At 72.0% G+C, this 15449-nt stretch carries 13 protein-coding genes; 4 read left to right on the forward strand and 9 right to left on the reverse strand.

The features are described from left to right. Positions 1-92 precede the first annotated feature (92 nt). Entirely contained in the window at positions 93-1226 is a 1134-nt protein-coding gene (locus ACWC97_RS05595) for a C40 family peptidase (RefSeq protein ID WP_352277128.1), read from the forward strand. Positions 1227-1319: 93 nt separating this feature from the next. Here the strand turns inward: ACWC97_RS05595 and ACWC97_RS05600 are convergent, their stop codons facing one another. The 7 genes from ACWC97_RS05600 to ACWC97_RS05630 form a co-directional block, all read right to left on the reverse strand. Then, entirely contained in the window at positions 1320-1967 is a 648-nt protein-coding gene (locus tag ACWC97_RS05600; RefSeq protein WP_450647618.1) for a DUF6518 family protein, read from the reverse strand. A 119-nt stretch (positions 1968-2086) separates the two neighbouring features. Next, positions 2087-2647, reverse strand: coding sequence for a hypothetical protein (locus ACWC97_RS05605; RefSeq protein WP_450647620.1), 561 nt, complete (start codon positions 2645-2647; stop codon positions 2087-2089). Between the two features lie 276 nt (positions 2648-2923). Continuing rightward, positions 2924-4162: a styrene monooxygenase/indole monooxygenase family protein gene (locus tag ACWC97_RS05610; RefSeq protein WP_450647622.1), complete on the reverse strand. Its 1239-nt coding sequence runs from the start codon at positions 4160-4162 to the stop codon at positions 2924-2926. 203 nt (positions 4163-4365) lie between these two features. Beyond that, positions 4366-5016 (reverse strand): GTP-binding protein, encoded by a 651-nt coding sequence (locus ACWC97_RS05615; RefSeq protein WP_352277123.1) that lies wholly within the window; start codon positions 5014-5016, stop codon positions 4366-4368. After that, positions 4997-5410, reverse strand: a complete 414-nt coding sequence (locus ACWC97_RS05620; protein WP_352277121.1) for a DUF742 domain-containing protein — start codon at positions 5408-5410, stop codon at positions 4997-4999. The genes ACWC97_RS05615 and ACWC97_RS05620 overlap by 20 nt, the downstream gene beginning before the upstream one ends. Further along, positions 5407-5895 carry a roadblock/LC7 domain-containing protein gene (locus tag ACWC97_RS05625; protein ID WP_352277120.1) on the reverse strand — a complete coding sequence of 163 codons (489 nt, stop codon included), beginning with the start codon at positions 5893-5895 and terminating at the stop codon, positions 5407-5409. The genes ACWC97_RS05620 and ACWC97_RS05625 overlap by 4 nt, the downstream gene beginning before the upstream one ends. Beyond that, positions 5892-8978, reverse strand: a complete 3087-nt coding sequence (locus ACWC97_RS05630) for a nitrate- and nitrite sensing domain-containing protein (RefSeq protein ID WP_450648182.1) — start codon at positions 8976-8978, stop codon at positions 5892-5894. Before ACWC97_RS05630 ends, ACWC97_RS05625 begins: the two co-directional genes overlap by 4 nt. 365 nt (positions 8979-9343) lie before the next feature. On the opposite strand from ACWC97_RS05630, the gene ACWC97_RS05635 reads away from it, so the two are divergent. Continuing rightward, positions 9344-10135: a hypothetical protein gene (locus ACWC97_RS05635; protein WP_450647625.1), complete on the forward strand. Its 792-nt coding sequence runs from the start codon at positions 9344-9346 to the stop codon at positions 10133-10135. A gap of 73 nt (positions 10136-10208) precedes the next feature. Here ACWC97_RS05635 and ACWC97_RS05640 read toward each other — a convergent pair whose 3' ends face one another. Beyond that, complete coding sequence (locus tag ACWC97_RS05640; protein ID WP_385217649.1) at positions 10209-10706, reverse strand: MarR family winged helix-turn-helix transcriptional regulator; 498 nt, start codon at positions 10704-10706, stop codon at positions 10209-10211. 230 nt (positions 10707-10936) lie between these two features. Here ACWC97_RS05640 and ACWC97_RS05645 point away from each other — a divergent pair, with 230 nt between their 5' ends. Together ACWC97_RS05645 and ACWC97_RS05650 are read left to right on the forward strand one after the other, a co-directional pair. Further along, a complete protein-coding gene (locus ACWC97_RS05645) occupies positions 10937-11788 on the forward strand; it encodes a lysozyme (RefSeq protein WP_352277117.1) in 852 nt (283 codons plus the stop codon). Between the two features lie 313 nt (positions 11789-12101). Then, positions 12102-12782, forward strand: coding sequence for a polysaccharide deacetylase family protein (locus ACWC97_RS05650; RefSeq protein WP_385217660.1), 681 nt, complete (start codon positions 12102-12104; stop codon positions 12780-12782). 185 nt (positions 12783-12967) lie between these two features. On the opposite strand, the gene lon is transcribed toward ACWC97_RS05650, so the two are convergent. Continuing rightward, positions 12968-15394: an endopeptidase La gene (lon, locus tag ACWC97_RS05655; RefSeq protein WP_385217646.1), complete on the reverse strand. Its 2427-nt coding sequence runs from the start codon at positions 15392-15394 to the stop codon at positions 12968-12970. Positions 15395-15449: the final 55 nt, after the last annotated feature.

Here is a 15449-nt window from a genome sequence, read left to right on the forward strand (position 1 = left end):
TTCTTGCATCCCCTGACACCGAGTGACCGTATGGTCTCGTTGCGCTCACTTATGGGGTAGTCCCATGATCGCCCCGTTGCCGGAGGTGTGTCATGCCAGGTGGAGTCTCCCGCACGGTCTGTGCCGCGGCCCTGGCTGCGGTCGTCCTCGCACCGGCGGCCGTCGCCGCCCCCGTGCCGGTCGCCCCGAGGAACAAGAGTGTCGCCCAACTACTCTCAGAAATGCGGCAGTTGTATCAGCAGGCCGAGGAGGCCACCGAGGCGTACAACGGCACCGTGGCGGAGCTGAAGCAGCGCAAGGCGCAGGTGAAGAAGCTGGACGCCGCGCTCGTCACCGCCCGGTCCGCGCTGGCCGACAGCCGTGACGCGGTGGGGCGGCTCGCCCGGGAGCAGTACCAGGGCCGGTCCGACTTCTCCGCGTATCTGCAACTGCTGATGTCCCGGAACCCCGAGGGCCTCCTGGACCAGGAGCATCTGATCCGGCGCGCGGCGACCGTGCGGACGGCGGCCGTGCAGCGGCTCACCGGTGCCGAGAAGCGCGCCGACCGGCTGGCCGCCGAGTCCCGCGCGGCGCTGGACCGGCAGCAGACGCTGGTGTCGAAGCGGAAGAAACAGCGGGACGCGGTCCGGTCCCGGCTCAAGAACGTCGAGACGATGCTGGCGTCGCTCTCCGGCAGTCAGCTCGGCGCGCTGTCCCGGCTGGAGCAGCGCCAGACGACGCAGGCGCAGCGCGCCCTGGCCGCCTCGGGAGCGCTGTCCTCGACCGGGCGGCCGTCGGCGGCGGGCCGCCGGGCGGTGGCGTACGCGATCGAGCAGATCGGCAAGCCGTACGTGTGGGGCGCGCAAGGCCCGAACTCCTTCGACTGCTCGGGGCTCACCTCGCGGGCCTGGGCGAAGGCGGGCCGCCCCATCCCGAGGACCTCCCAGGAGCAGTGGCGGCAGTTGCGGAAGGTCCCGGTGAACGCGCTGCGCCCGGGGGACCTGGTGATCTACTTCCCGAAGGCCACGCATGTGGCGCTGTACATCGGCAAGGGGCTGGTGGTGCAGGCGCCCCGGCCGGGCTCGCGGGTGAAGGTGTCGCCGATGGGATCGAACCCGCTGCTGGGCGCGGTACGCCCCGACCCGGGCAGCGCCCCGCTGTCCGAGTACCGGTTGCCGCGGCTCCCCTCGGGCGCCGCCTCGGGTTCGCACACGGGGTACGGCTCCTCGTCCGCCCCGAGGCGCTGAGGCCGCCGGGACGGCGGACCGCGACGGGCGGGACGGTGGCGGGACCGACCCGTGCCCCTGCGGCTGCGGGTGCTCCCCGTCCCCCGCGCGCTCTCAGCCGAGGAGTGTCGCCAGGATCAGTTCGTAGAAGACGAGATAGGCCACCAGCGAGAAGGGAACGGCGGTCAGGAGGGCCAGCGCCCGTTCTCTGTGGGTGCGGCCCATGAGCAGGGGGACGAGAACCAGAATGGCGAGGCAGGCCCACGCCTGAGGGGCGTAGTGCAGAACCCAGGCGTAGTGGATGGCTTCCGTGCCGAAAACGCCCGCCAGCGCGGCAAGGCCGATGACGCGGTGGCGAGGGCTGCTCCCTCGCCACCCGAAGCCCGCCGCCCCGAAGAGGGGACCGGCGACGAACGCCATGCCGAGCCAGACGAGCGGAGCGAACAGGGAGCCCATGCCGTCGCGGCCGACCTCCGCGTAGCCGTAGTAGCCGACGACGAGACCGGACTCGGCGAGCAGGCCCGCGACGACGGCCGTGGACAGGCCGGCCTTCCGGGCCACCAGCGCGCCCGCGACGAACGCGGCGACGGACCAGACCCCACCGGAGTTGACGATCTGATTCCACGCGCCCGGAAGCCAGCCCTGGAGCAGGTTGGTCAGGACGCCGAGAAGGATCCCTCCGACGCATGCCGACACTGTCGCACAGGCCCAGGATCTTCCACTCGTACCGGGCACTGGGGCGATGACCGGGGACGCGCTCATGGTGGTGCTCACTTCGTCTGTCGAGGGCTGCGTGGCTCGCACCGCTTGGTGCAGTTGTAAGGATGCGTGGCGCCGGCGGTACGTTCCCCCGACCTGCGGGCGCTGACGTGGCAGGGGGCCTACGGCGCCGCACGGAGTGTGCGGTCGCGGGCCAGCGGTGCGAGGCCGGCCATGAGACCGACGGCCGCGAGCGGGATCAGGTCGAGGTCGGCCGTGATCAGGGCGAAGGACACGAACACGAGCACCGGGCTCCACACGGGCAGCCGCCCGGGCCGTACGGCTGCCAGCATGATCAGCAGGGTGAGCAGGCCGAGCTGGAAGGCGAGCGGGCCTGCGAGCTTGAGAAGGTCGGGCAGCGGAGCGGAGTCGGCCAGGCCGGGGAACAGGTCGCCGAGGATGACCCAGACGAAACAGCCCGCGCCGAACACTCCGCCGATCACGGCGGCACCGGCGGCGGTTCGTGTCCGGGTGGTGGTCGCGGGAACGAGGCGGCGCAGCTCCACGACGAAGGCGCCGAACAGGAGGAAGGCGGCGAGGAAGGACGTGTGGCCGAGGTTCCAGGCCGTCCCCGGGCCGTGGTCGCCGTCCATGCCGTCGATCAGGCGCAGCACGCCGTAGCACAGCAGCAGGAAGGGGATGAGGACGGAGAGCAGTCGGGTTCCGCGCGGCATCGAGGTCATGCCCATACGGTGTCGGCCGACCCGGTCATGAGGTATCGGGATGATCCCCGGGCGCACCCGGAGGGCCGCCTTAGGGGTTGGGCCGCTCAACGACCGGCGCTCTCGGGGTACAGCACCCCCGCGGGGGCTCCCCGGGGCCCATCTCCGGCGGGCGCTGTGAGCCCGCCACCCCCCACCCCCGCCTCGCCGACGGCCGGGCCGCCCGCGGGCCGTCCGAGGACGGCCCACAGGCACCGAAGTTCACCAGCGTCGACCGCTGCTCCGCAGGTGGGACGCCTACGCGGCGCCCGAGACCTCGGCCAGGTAGGCGTTGGTCCTCTCCGGGTCGAAGAAGAAGTTCTCGAAGTCCGCCGGGTCGTTGAAGCCGTTGGCGAAGCGGTCGGCGACCGGCTGGAGCTGGCCTGCGGCGCCGATCAGGTTCAGTACGTGCTCGGGCGGTACGCCGAGCATGGCGTTGGTCCACTTCACGACGTGCTGGGCGGTGTCCCAGTAGCGGTCGAACGTGGCCTGCATCCATGCCTCGTCGAACTCGCGGTCGCCGTGCTCGACGATCGAGTCCAGGTAGGCGTTGGCGCACTTGGAGGCCGAGTTGGAGCCCTGGCCGGTGATCGGGTCGTTGGCGACGACGACGTCCGCGACGCCGAGCACCAGACCACCGCCGGGCAGTCGGCCGATCGGCTTGCGCACGGTCGGGGCGTACCGGCCCGCCAGGGTGCCGTTGGCGTCGGTCAGTTCGACCTTGGTGGCGCGGGCGTACTCCCAGGGGAGGAACTTCTCCATCAGCGCCAGGGTCGTCTCCAGGTGCTCCGCGGGGTCCTTGATGCCCCGGAAGACGTCGACCGGGCCGCCGGGGACGCCTTCCCAGAACAGGATGTCGGCGCGCCCGGAGATGGTCAGGGTCGGCATCACGAAGAGCTCGCCGACGCCGGGGACCAGGTTGCAGCGGACCGCGTCGAACTCCGGGTGCTCCGGGCGCGGACCCATGCCGTGGACGTAGGCGACGGCCAGGGCGCGCTGCGGGGCGTCGAACGGCGAACGGGAGGCGTCCCGGCCGAACATGGAGACCAGCTCGCCCTTGCCCGCGGAGACCAGCACGAGGTCGTAGGCGCGGGAGAAGTAGTCGAGGTCCGAGACGGCCGCGCCGTGGATGACGAGCTGACCACCACGCTGGGCGAACGTCTCCATCCATCCGGCCATCTTGACCCGCTGGTCGACGGACTGGGCGAAGCCGTCCAGCTTGCCGACCCAGTCGACGGCGCGCGAGGAGTCGGGCGCCGCGACGGAGACGCCGAGGCCCTCGATGCGCGGGGCCTGGGACTCCCAGAAGTTGAGCTGGTAGTCCCGCTCGTACTGGAGCGCGGTGTGGAACATGCACTGCGTGGACATGACCCGGCCGGAGCGGATCTCGTCGGCGGTGCGGTTGGACATGAGGGTGACTTCGTACCCCTTGGACTGGAGTCCGAGGGCGAGCTGGAGGCCGGACTGGCCTGCTCCGACTATGAGTATCTTCCGCATCGCGCTTCTCCGTGCTGTGTCTGGGACGTCTGAGGCAGGGCCTAGGGCCTTTCGTTTGGATCACGCCGGGTTCGCGTGCCCCGGCACGCACGCTCGCCGCGTTGTCGTCGGTCGCCGACGCTCCGCGTCGACTCCCTCCTCCGCCTTGCGATCGCACGCACCGGACCCCGCTCACTGATCCGGCCCGATCCAAACGAAAGTCCCTAGGCGGGGGTGGCGTCGAGGGCGTGGCCGACGAGGGCCAGCAGGGACTCGACGACGGTGATCCGGTTACGCGCGTCCATGATCACAACAGGTACGTGCGGGGCTATGGTCAGGGCCTCCCGTACGTCCTCCGCCTCGTATCCGGGCGTCCCCTCGAAGTGGTTGACGGCCACGATGTAGGGCAGGCCGCAGCTCTCGAAGTAGTCGAGGGCGGGGAAGCAGTCGGCGAGCCGACGGGTGTCGGCCATCACGACCGCGCCGATCGCGCCGCGCACCAGGTCGTCCCACATGAACCAGAAACGTTGCTGCCCGGGGGTGCCGAAGACGTAGAGCACCAGGTCGTCGTCGAGGGTGATCCGGCCGAAGTCCATCGCGACGGTGGTGGTGACCTTCTCGGGCGTCGCGGAGAGGTCGTCGGTCTCCTCGCTGGCCTGGGTCATCATCGCTTCGGTCTTCAGCGGGGTGATCTCGGAGACGGCGCCGACGAAGGTCGTCTTGCCGACGCCGAAGCCGCCCGCGACCACGATCTTCGTGGCGATGGGGGCCCGGGTACGGTCGAGTTGCCAGGCCTGGAGCGATTCCTCTGCCTGGTCCGCTGTGCCCGGCCGGCGCGGGGCGAAGAGCGTCGACTCAGAGACGGCGGAGTCCATTGAGCACCCTTTCGAGCAGTGCGCGGTCGGGCTGGCCGGTGCCGTGACCGGTTCCGTACACGCGGATCTTTCCTTGGTCGGCCAGGTCGCTGAGGAGGACCCGGACCACGCCGAGCGGCATCTTCAGCAGGGCCGAGATCTCCGCGACCGTGCGCATCCGGCGGCAGATCTCGACGATCGCCTGGAGTTCGGGCATGACCCGGGTCGACAGGCTGCCGTTGGTCAGCTCGCGGCGTTCCTCGGGGGCGTCGAGCGCGGCGACGAAGGTCTCGACGAGCAGGACGTGCCCGAAGCGGGTGCGGCCGCCGGTGAGGGAGTACGGCCGGACCCTGGCGGGCCTGCGGTCGGCCCCGCGTACGGGGAGCCTGGGCGCGGATTCGGCAGCGGGCTTCACTGGGTGCTCTCCATCGATTTGCGCAGTTCACTGCGGAGTTCGGGGGTGAGTACGTGTCCGGCCCGGCCGACGAAGAGCGCCATGTGGTACGCGATGACGCTCATGTCGCAGTCCGGGGTGGCGTGCACCCCGAGCAGGGATCCGTCGCTGATCGACATGACGAAGACGCTGCCCTCGTCCATGGCGACCATCGTCTGCTTGACGCCACCGCCGTCCATGAGTTTGGCGGCACCGATGGTGAGGCTGCCGATGCCGGAGACGATGGTCGCCAGGTCGGCGCTGGAACCCCTGGGGCCGCCGGGGGCCCCGGTGTTCGTGGTGCTCGTGGTGGCCAGATGGCCGGGGTCGGAGGAGAGCAGCATCAGTCCGTCGGACGAGACGACGGTGACCGAGTGGACCCCTGGTACCTCCTCCACCAGATTGCTCAGCAGCCAGTGCAGGTTGCGGGCCTCGGTGCTCAGCCCGATTGTGCTCGGCGCAGTCAACTGCGTGCCTCCTCGACTGTGTCCCCCGTCTCATCGGTCTGGTCGGTCATGCTGCTGCCCGGGCGGGCCGCGTCGCCGTGCTGGTCGGTGGGTGTGCTGTGCGGGGCGGGGTACCCTTCGGCGATCTCCGCCTCGACGTCCCGGCGGCCGTCCTTCGCGCCCTGGTGGAAGCCGCCGAGCCGTCGGCGCAGCGCCTCCTTGTCCAGGTTCCCCTTGCGCTCGGTGGTGGCCGCCGCGGCGGGCTTGGTGATGCGGGGGGTGCGCTTGGGCAGCCCCTTGTCGGTGACGCGCCCGGCGGGAGCGGCGGGCTCCGCCTCCGCGGCGGGGGCGGCTTCCGCGGGCGACTGGGTGCGCTGCTCCGGGATGCGGTCCCGGGGCTGGTCGGGCGTCCGCTCGTGGCGGTCGGGGCCGATGGCGTACGGGTCCGCCGCCTCGGGCCGCGGGGAGGCGGCGGGCTTCGGTGCGACGGGGAGGCGGACCTGGAGGGTGACCTCGGACTCCGACTCGGCCGGAGCCGGGGTCGGGGACTTCTGGGCCGGGGACGGATCTGCGGCTGCCGGGGCCGGTACGGAGTCGGCGCCCGACGCCCGGATCGCCCGCTCGGCGGCGGCGATCAGCGGGTCCTCGGCGGGCCGCTTCCCGGACGGCTGCCACTCCTCGGGCGACTGCGGCTCCTCCGCGGACGGCCGCTCCTCGACGGACGACCGGGCCTCGGCGAACGGCGGCGCCTCGGCGGGCCGCGGTTCCGGTGCGGTCGCGGCCGCGGTCGGCTCCTCGTCGCCGGACGACGGCTGCGGCTCGCCGGACGACAGCTCCGGCTCCGGCTCGGTCGACGGCGTACGGGCGGGCAGCGCGTTGGAGTTGGCCTCGGCGACCGAGCCCGGGAGGTTCAGCGTGGGCGCGGAACCGGAGGACTTCGCCGGGGGCGGGGTGACGGCCGGGGGCGCCTCCGGCAGCAGGGCCTTGGGCAGGACGACGACGGCGGTGAGCCCGCTGCCGGTGTGCTCGCGCAGCTCGACGCGTACGCCGTGCCGGGCCGCCAGCAGTGCGGTGACCTGGAGGCCGAGCCCGGCCCCCTCCGTGCTCCGGTCGCCCGCCTCGAACAGGGTCGGGTCGGCCAGCCGGGCGTTCAGCTCCGTCATCCGCGCCGCGGGCATCCCGAGGCCGTCGTCCTGCACGGAGAGCATCACCTCGCCGCTCTCCAGCAGCCAGCCGGAGAGCTGGATCCGGGACTCCGGCGGCGAGAAGGCGGTGGCGTTCTCCAGCAGCTCGGCGAGCAGGTGGCTGAGGTCGTCGGCGGCGAAGCCGGCGACCTGGGCGTGCGGCGGCAGGGCCTGGATGACGACCCGCTCGTACCGCTCGATCTCGGAGACCGCCGCGCGTGCCACGTCGACCAGCGGGATCGGCCCGGCGTGCCCGTGGCCGTGCTCGGCGCCCGCGAGGACCAGCATGTTCTCGCTGTGCCTGCGCATGACGGTGGCCATGTGGTCGAGCTTGAAGAGGGTGGCCAGCCGCTCCGGGTCCTGCTCCCGGTCCTCCAGGCCCTCGATGACGCCGAGCTGACGGTCGACCAGGCCGAGGGTGCGCAGCGAGAGGTTGACGAAGGTGTGGTGGACGGTGTTCTTCAGCTGCTCCAGCTCGGCCGTGAGCTCCGCGGTCGCGGTCTGGAGCTCGGCGCGCTGGGCGGCGAGGGCCTCGCGCCCGGCGGCCAGCTCGCCGCGCTCGCCCTCCAGCTCCGCGAAGCGGCCGTTGAACTGGGTCAGGAGCCCCCGGAGCCTCGCGTGCAGGCTGTTGAGGGACCGTACGACCTGGGCGTACTCGTCGTTGCGGCCGGTGTAGCGGACCGGCTCGGCGGTCTCGGGCTCCGTGGCGAGCCGAGCGGCGCCGATCCGCAGCACGGCGAGCGGCTGGGTGAGGGTGCGGGCCACGGCGGTGGAGACGCCGACGGCGATCAGCAGGCAGCCGCCGAGCAGCGCGATGCGCAGTTCGAGCGCGGTGACGTCGTCGTCGCGCAGCTGCTCCAGTCGGCCGATCCGCTCGGTGCCCAGGGCCGATTCGACGCTCCGCATCCGGTCGATCCGCGCGGAGAGCGCCGCCCCGGCCTTCTTCCGGCTGGTGGCGCGGCCGCTCTCGGACAGTTCGGGGCGGGCGGTGAGCTTGTTGAGGTACTTCTCAGCTCCGGCGACCTCCGGTCCGGTGACCGTGGACGCCAGTTTGTCGCGGGCGGTGGCTCCCGCGACCTGGTCGAAGTCGGCGAGCGCGCCGAGCTCGCGGACGCGGGCGAGCTGGGCCGCGGCGCTCAGCTCGTCGCGGGTGCGGTCGTCCTTGGCGCTCGCGCCGTCCTGCGTCTGGACCGGCAGGCCGGTCGCCGGGTCGATCGTGCTCGAACCGTTCTGCACCGGCAGCCCGGTCACCGGGTCGATCTGCGGGGTGGGGGCCCCGCCGGGCACCGAGAGCGCGGCGAGCAGCAGCCCCCGGGTGGCGGCGGCCTGTTCGGTGGCGCGGGCGAGGGCGAGCGAGGCACGGGTGGCCCCGGCGGCGCGCGGCGGGGTCTTCTCCGTCAGCTCCTCGGCGAGGGCCTGGAGCTTTCCGATGATCTCGGAGTACGCCTGGTGGGCCTCCAGCGCCGTGCCCTTGCCGGTGAGCGCCTCGCGGCGCAGGGAGGGGATGCCGGCGAGGTCGCGGCGGAGCGCGGCGGGGGCGGCGGCCCGGATCTCCTCGACCCGCTGGTCGACCCGGGTGCTCCGGGCGTCGTCCGCGCCGGTCTTCCCGTCCCGGCCCGCGGCGATCCTGGCGGTGACGTCGTCGCGCTCGTCCGCCAGCGCGTGGGCGAGGGCGACGGCCTGCTGGTTCAGCTCGGCGAGGGTGACCAGGCGCTGCGAGTCGTTCAGCTCGGAGGAGGCGGTGAGGACCATGGGGGCACCGGCCGCGATGACGGTGACCCCGACCACCGCGACTCCGGCGACCAGCCTGCTCCGCACCCGTACGGGACGCCGGGTGCTCCCGCTCTCGGCGGGGGCCGGTGACACCGCCCCGGAACCGTTCCGCTCTTCGCCCTTGCTCCGAGGCCGCTTCTTCTGCACCGGTGCTCGCATTCTTGACTCGTCCGCCCATGAAGCAGAGGTGACGCACGGTCACACGCGCGGGCGTCCCTTCCCACTGGTACGGCTTCCGACCATTCCAGCGCTGTTGGGAGGGGGACACGCAACGACCACTCCACCACCTGAAGGAGTGAACATCACTCCCGAGTTGGCGAACAAGTCTGCCCGGACAGGCCCTCGGCCACACCCGGTCCGCCGGGTGGAACTTCCGCCCGGGCTTTGGCAGGATGCCCGCCCGCACGCCCCACGGAGGCCGCCCTTCCGCTCCCTCACCGGCCGGAAGCCGCAGGTTCAGGCCAATCACACGGGAGTGCGGAGGGCGTGAAGGCGTCGTGCAGACTGGCCGCATGCTCTTCGCGCTGGCCACGGCCCCCGGAAGTCCCGAACACCCGAACGAGGACTGGGCGGCCACCGTTCTCCCCGCTTCCGGGTGGGGCGGGGCGCTGGTCCTGCTGGACGGGGTGACGCCGCCGCGGGGCGACGACGGTTGTGTGCATTCGGTTCCGTGGTTCACGGCCCGGCTGGGCGGCGCGCTGATCGAACTGTCCGGTTCGCGGCGGGATCTGACCCTTCAGGAGATCCTCGCCCTGTCCATAGGGCGCACCGCCGACACGCACCGTTCCCTGTGTGACCTTTCTCACGTACGTACACCGCAGGCGACGGTCGTCATGGCCCGGTGGGACGAACGCGAGATCGAGCACCTGGTGCTCTCCGACTCCGTGCTGCTGCTCGGGATGCGCGACGGGAGCGTACGCCCGGTGCTCGACGACCGGCTGGACCGGCTGCCGCCCGGCTCGCTGAGCTCCGTGGCGTTCACCGACACCCGGCTGCGCAACAAGGAGGGCGGCTTCTTCACCGCGGCCGCCGACCCCGCCGTGGCGTCCCGTGCGGTGACCGGCCGCACCCCGCTCGACCAGGTGCGGGCGATCGCCGCGCTGACGGACGGGGCGGCCCGCTGGACCGAGGTGTTCCGCGCGGGCGACTGGGCGGACTGCCTGAAGGTGCTCGACGACGAGGGGCCGCAGTCGCTGATCGACCGGGTCAGGGTGCTGGAGGAGGCGGACGCGGGGGCCGGGCGGGCGCTGCTGGGCCGCGGCAAGACGCACGACGACGCGACGGCGGTCCACTCGGTGCTGTGACGGGGCGTCCGGGCGCCCGCCCTCGCGCTCCGGGGGCCGCCCCCGAGGCCGTACGCCCTCCGGCCCCGGGGCGTCAGTTCTCGGCGCGGGCGTTCAAGTGGTGGAGCAGCCGGGCGAGTTCGGCCACCTCGGCGCGGTCCCAGTCGGCGAGCTTGCGGACGTAGCGCTCGCGGCGGGCGTCGCGGACGCTGCGGTAGCGGTCCAGTCCTTCGGCGGTGAGGCGGACGAGGAAGGCCCGGCCGTCGGCGGGATCGGGTTCGCGGATCACCAGCCCGAGCGTTTCCAGGGCGCGGAGTTGACGGCTCATGGTCGCCTTGCCCACCCCGAAGTAGGCCGCGAGGTCGGTGGCCCGCTGCGGCCCCGCCGACTCCAACTGGACGAGCAGGCCGTACGCGGCGGATTCCAGGTCGGGATGGACCTCCCGGGCCATCTCCCCCGAATTGGCGCGGGCCCGGCGCAGAAAGACGGCCAACTCCCGTTCCAGCGCGAGGAATGCGTGGTCCACACCACTCCTTCCGGTCGCGCCCGGTTCACTACCGCTTTCGCTCCCGTGCACGTCAACACCCCTCATGAGCTTTCCGGTCGCTGAAAATTTCTTTCACCGCAGGTCATCACCGCAGCTTGCGCCAGTATTTCGCAGGAGTAGACCAACGGCGGCGCCCGGACCCCCTTCCCCAGCACGGGTCTACGTGCGTAGCGTCATGCCTGGCATGTTCACACCATTACATGCCCGCAGGGGGGTGTGCCCCACGTCCCCCTGGGATCAGCGCGTCCCCCCACCACGTCCTCGGAGGCACTCCCATGCCGGTGCTCAGATCCACTGCCAGGTCCTCCCGCCGCTCCCGTTTCGCGGCGGCCGGAACGCTCCTCGCAGCGCTCTCCCTCATGCTCACCCTGCCCGGCGCGGCGAGCGCCGCCGACACCGACGCCGCGGCCGCCAAGAAGCCCGCCAGGGGCACCGCCACGATGGGCATGGGCGTCATAGCCCACGACGGCGAGGCCGGACTCCCCCGCGACACCCGCGCCGTCCAGACCGAAGGCGTGGACGTCGCCAGCTACCAGGGCAACGTCGCCTGGTCGACGCTCTGGGGCAGCGGCGTGAAGTGGGCCTACACCAAGGCCACGGAGGGCACGTACTACACGAACCCCTACTTCGCGCAGCAGTACAACGGCTCGTACAACGTGGGCATGATCCGGGGTTCGTACCACTTCGCCACCCCGAACACCACGAGCGGCGCCACCCAGGCCAACTACTTCGTGGACCACGGCGGCGGCTGGTCCAGGGACGGCAAGACGCTCCCCGGCGTGCTCGACATCGAGTGGAACCCGTACGGCGCCCAGTGCTACGGCCTGAGCCAGGCCGGCATGGTCAACTGGATCCGCGACTTCGTGAACACGTACAAGGCGCGCACCGGCCGCGACGCGGTCATCTACACCGCGACCAGCTGGTGGAAGGACTGCACCGGCAACAACGCGAGCTTCGGCGCCACCAACCCGCTCTGGGTGGCCCGGTACGCCAGCACCGTCGGCGAGCTCCCGGCCGGCTGGGGCTTCTACACGATCTGGCAGTACACCTCGTCCGGCCCGTACGTCGGTGACCACAACCGCTTCAACGGCGCCCTCGACCGCGTACAGGCCCTCGCCAACGGCTGAGCCTCTCCCGGACGCGCATCCTCCCCGCGTACACCGCAGTGCCCCGGCGCGCCCCGCCGGGGCACTGCGCGTACCGCGTTCCATACGCCTCCGAACAGGGATTTCGTCCCCCGGAGCGGTGATTGACCCCGACGTTCGTTGACGTATACACGCTGTGTATAGTCCTCCTCCGGCGCACCCGGCACACCGCGCCGCGCGCATCTGTTCAGCCACGGAGGAGTGACCCGCCTTGCCCAAGAAGACGAAGCCGATCGGTAAGGGGTTGACCGCGGCCCTGGTGACGGCGCTCACGCTGACCCTGGGCGGCTGCGCGATGCAGACCACGGCTCCGGCCTCGGCGCGCGCCGACGCGGGCTCCGACGCGAAGGGCACCTTCGGCCCGGTGGACTGCCGCAAGGCCAAGTGCATAGCGCTGACCTTCGACGCCGGACCGGGCGAGGACACCCCGCGTCTGCTGGACATCCTCAAGGAGAAGAAGGTGCACGCGACCTTCTTCCTGCTCGGCAAGAACCATGTGAAGAAGCACCCCGACACGGTGCGCCGGATCGCCGCCGAGGGCCACGAGGTGGCCAACCACACCTGGACCCACAAGATCCTCACGGATCGCGACCCGGCCGACATACGCGCCGAGCTGAAGAAGACGCAGGACGCGATCACGGAGATAACCGGCAAGCAGCCCCGGCTGATGCGCCCGCCGCAGGGCCGCACCGACGACATCGTCTCGGACGTCAGCAAGGACCTGGGCCTCTCCCAGATCCTGTGGAGCGCCACCGCCAAGGACTACTCCACGACCGACTCCGCGCTGATCAGGAAGCGGATACTCGACCAGGCGAGCCGGGACGGCGTCATCCTGCTGCACGACATCTACAAGGGCACGGTCCCCGCAGTGCCGGGCATCATCGACGCGCTGCAGAAGCAGGGCTACACCTTCGTGACGGTGCCGCAACTGATGGCCCCCGCCGAGCCGGTCCCGGGCACCATCTACCGCCCCTGACCTCCCGGTTCCACGACGACGCGACCCCCGGCACCCCGGCACCCCGGCGCCGGGGGTCGCGTCGTCACGGAAGGGTCAGCCGCCGCGCACGGGCACGCGGTACGGCCCGCTCCCCCGGGGATCCCGGGAGGCGGGCCGTCCGTACCGGTCACGCGCGCGGCGCCACGTCCGTCACGCCGTGCCGCTCACGCCGCGACCGGGATCTCCTCCCGTGCCGGGGCCTCGGCCGGGGCCAGGGCGATCTCCAAAACCTGGCGGACGTCGGTCACCGGGTGGACCTCCAGGGTGTCCAGCACCTCGGCCGGGACGTCGTCCAGGTCGGCCTCGTTCCGCTTCGGGATGACCACGGTGGTGATCCCGGCCCGGTGGGCGGCGAGCAGCTTCTGCTTGAGGCCGCCGATCGGCAGCACCCGCCCGGTCAGCGAGACCTCACCGGTCATCGCCACGTCCGTACGGACCAGCCGCCCGGAGAGCAGCGAGGCCAGCGCGGTCGTCATGGTGATGCCGGCGCTCGGGCCGTCCTTGGGGACCGCGCCCGCCGGGAAGTGGATGTGCACGCCCCGGTCCTTCAGGTCCGCGACCGGCAGTTCCAGCTCCGCCCCGTGCGAGCGCAGGAAGCTCAGCGCGATCTGCGCTGACTCCTTCATGACGTCGCCGAGCTGACCGGTGAGGGTCAGTCCGGAGGCCCCGGTCTCCGGGTCGGCCAGCGAGGCCTCCACGAAGAGCACGTCGCCACCGGCCCCGGTGACCGCGAGCCCGGTCGCCACCCCCGGCACCGAGGTCCGGCGCTCGGCCGGGTCCTGCGCCGACTCCGGGACGTGGTGCGGGCGCCCGATCAGGCCCCGCAGGTCCGCGTCGGTGACGGTGAACGGAAGCTCCCGGTCGCCCAGTTCATGCTGGGCCGCGACCTTGCGGAGCAGCCGGGCGACGGCCCGCTCCAGGTTCCGGACCCCGGCCTCCCGCGTGTACTCGCCGGCCAGCCTGCGCAGCGCGGACTCGTCGAGCGTGACCTCGTCCGCCGCCAGTCCGGCCCGCTCCAGCTGACGCGGGAGCAGGTGGTCGCGGGCGATGACGACCTTCTCGTCCTCGGTGTAGCCGTCGAGCCGGACCAGTTCCATGCGGTCGAGCAGCGCCTCCGGGATGGCTTCGAGCACATTGGCGGTGGCCAGGAAGACGACGTCGCTGAGGTCGAGCTCGACCTCCAGGTAGTGGTCGCGGAAGGTGTGGTTCTGCGCCGGGTCGAGGACTTCGAGGAGGGCGGCGGCCGGGTCGCCCCGGAAGTCGGAGCCGACCTTGTCGATCTCGTCGAGCAGGACGACCGGGTTCATCGAACCGGCCTCCTTGATCGCCCGCACGATGCGTCCGGGCAGAGCACCGACGTACGTACGCCGGTGGCCGCGGATCTCGGCCTCGTCCCGCACCCCGCCGAGGGCGACGCGGACGAACTTGCGGCCCATGGCGTGCGCGACGGATTCGCCGAGCGAGGTCTTGCCGACACCGGGCGGCCCCACCAGCGCCAGTACGGCGCCGCCGCGCCGCCCGCCGACGACCCCGAGGCCGCGGTCGGAGCGCCGCTTGCGCACGGCCAGGTACTCGGTGATCCGCTCCTTCACGTCCTGGAGCCCGGCGTGCTCGGCGTCCAGGACCCGCTGGGCGCCCCGGATGTCGTAGGCGTCCTCGGTCCGCTCGGTCCAGGGAAGTTCGAGGACGGTGTCGAGCCAGGTCCTGATCCAGGAGCCCTCGGGGCTCTGGTCGGAGGCCCGCTCCAGCTTCTCGACCTCCTTCAGCGCCGCCTCACGGACGTGCTCGGGCAGGTCGGCGGCCTCGACGCGGGCCCGGTAGTCGTCGGACTCGTCGCCGGAACCGGACTCGCCGTTGAGCTCGGCGAGCTCCTTGCGTACGGCGTCGAGCTGGCGGCGCAGCAGGAACTCGCGCTGCTGCTTGTCGACGCCCTCCTGGACGTCCTTGGCGATGGACTCGGCGACGTCCTGCTCGGCGAGGTGCTCGCCGAGCCACTGGATGGCGAGCTTCAGCCGGGCGACCGGGTCGGTCGTCTCCAGGAGCCGCACCTTCTGGGCGGTGGTGAGGAACGGGGAGTAACCGGAGTTGTCGGCGAGCGCGGAGATGTCCTCGATCTGCTGGACCCGGTCCACGACCTGCCAGGCGCCGCGCTTCTTCAGCCAGCTGGTGGCGAGCGCCTTGTACTCCTTGACCAGCTCGGCGGCGGCGCCCGGCAGCGGGTCGGGGACGACCGGGTCGACCCGGGTCCCCTCCACCCAGAGCGCGGCGCCCGGACCGCTGGTCCCGGCCCCGATCCGCACCCGGCCCCGGCCGCGGATCAGCGCGCCCGGGTCTCCATCCGAGAGCCGCCCGACCTGCTCGACGGTACCGATGACACCGGTACCGGCGTACGTACCGTCGATCCGCGGCACGAGCAGCACCTCGGGCTTGCCCCCGTCGGCCCGGACCGCCGCCTGCGCGGCCTCGACGGCGCCCCGCACCTCCGCGTCGGACAGGTCCAGAGGCACCACCATCCCGGGCAGCACGACCTCGTCGTCGAGCGGCAGCACGGGCAGGGCGAGCGGAGTAACCGCGGTGGAATCGGTAGCCATGATCTCCCCTTCGGCAGTCAAGTTGAGCTATGCAGACTCAATGCTCCTGAGCCGC

This window comes from Streptomyces sp. NPDC001108 (assembly GCF_053598535.1).

Coding starts and splice junctions, on each gene's coding strand:
- ACWC97_RS05645 (WP_352277117.1), top strand. CDS start 10,937: ATGCCGGTGCTCAGATCCACTGCCAGGTCCTCCCGCCGCTCCCGTTTC.
- ACWC97_RS05605 (WP_450647620.1), bottom strand. CDS start 2,647: ATGACCTCGATGCCGCGCGGAACCCGACTGCTCTCCGTCCTCATCCCC.
- lon (WP_385217646.1), bottom strand. CDS start 15,394: ATGGCTACCGATTCCACCGCGGTTACTCCGCTCGCCCTGCCCGTGCTG.
- ACWC97_RS05615 (WP_352277123.1), bottom strand. CDS start 5,016: ATGGACTCCGCCGTCTCTGAGTCGACGCTCTTCGCCCCGCGCCGGCCG.
- ACWC97_RS05600 (WP_450647618.1), bottom strand. CDS start 1,967: ATGAGCGCGTCCCCGGTCATCGCCCCAGTGCCCGGTACGAGTGGAAGA.
- ACWC97_RS05595 (WP_352277128.1), top strand. CDS start 93: ATGCCAGGTGGAGTCTCCCGCACGGTCTGTGCCGCGGCCCTGGCTGCG.
- ACWC97_RS05610 (WP_450647622.1), bottom strand. CDS start 4,162: ATGCGGAAGATACTCATAGTCGGAGCAGGCCAGTCCGGCCTCCAGCTC.
- ACWC97_RS05650 (WP_385217660.1), top strand. CDS start 12,102: ATGCAGACCACGGCTCCGGCCTCGGCGCGCGCCGACGCGGGCTCCGAC.
- ACWC97_RS05640 (WP_385217649.1), bottom strand. CDS start 10,706: ATGAGGGGTGTTGACGTGCACGGGAGCGAAAGCGGTAGTGAACCGGGC.
- ACWC97_RS05635 (WP_450647625.1), top strand. CDS start 9,344: ATGCTCTTCGCGCTGGCCACGGCCCCCGGAAGTCCCGAACACCCGAAC.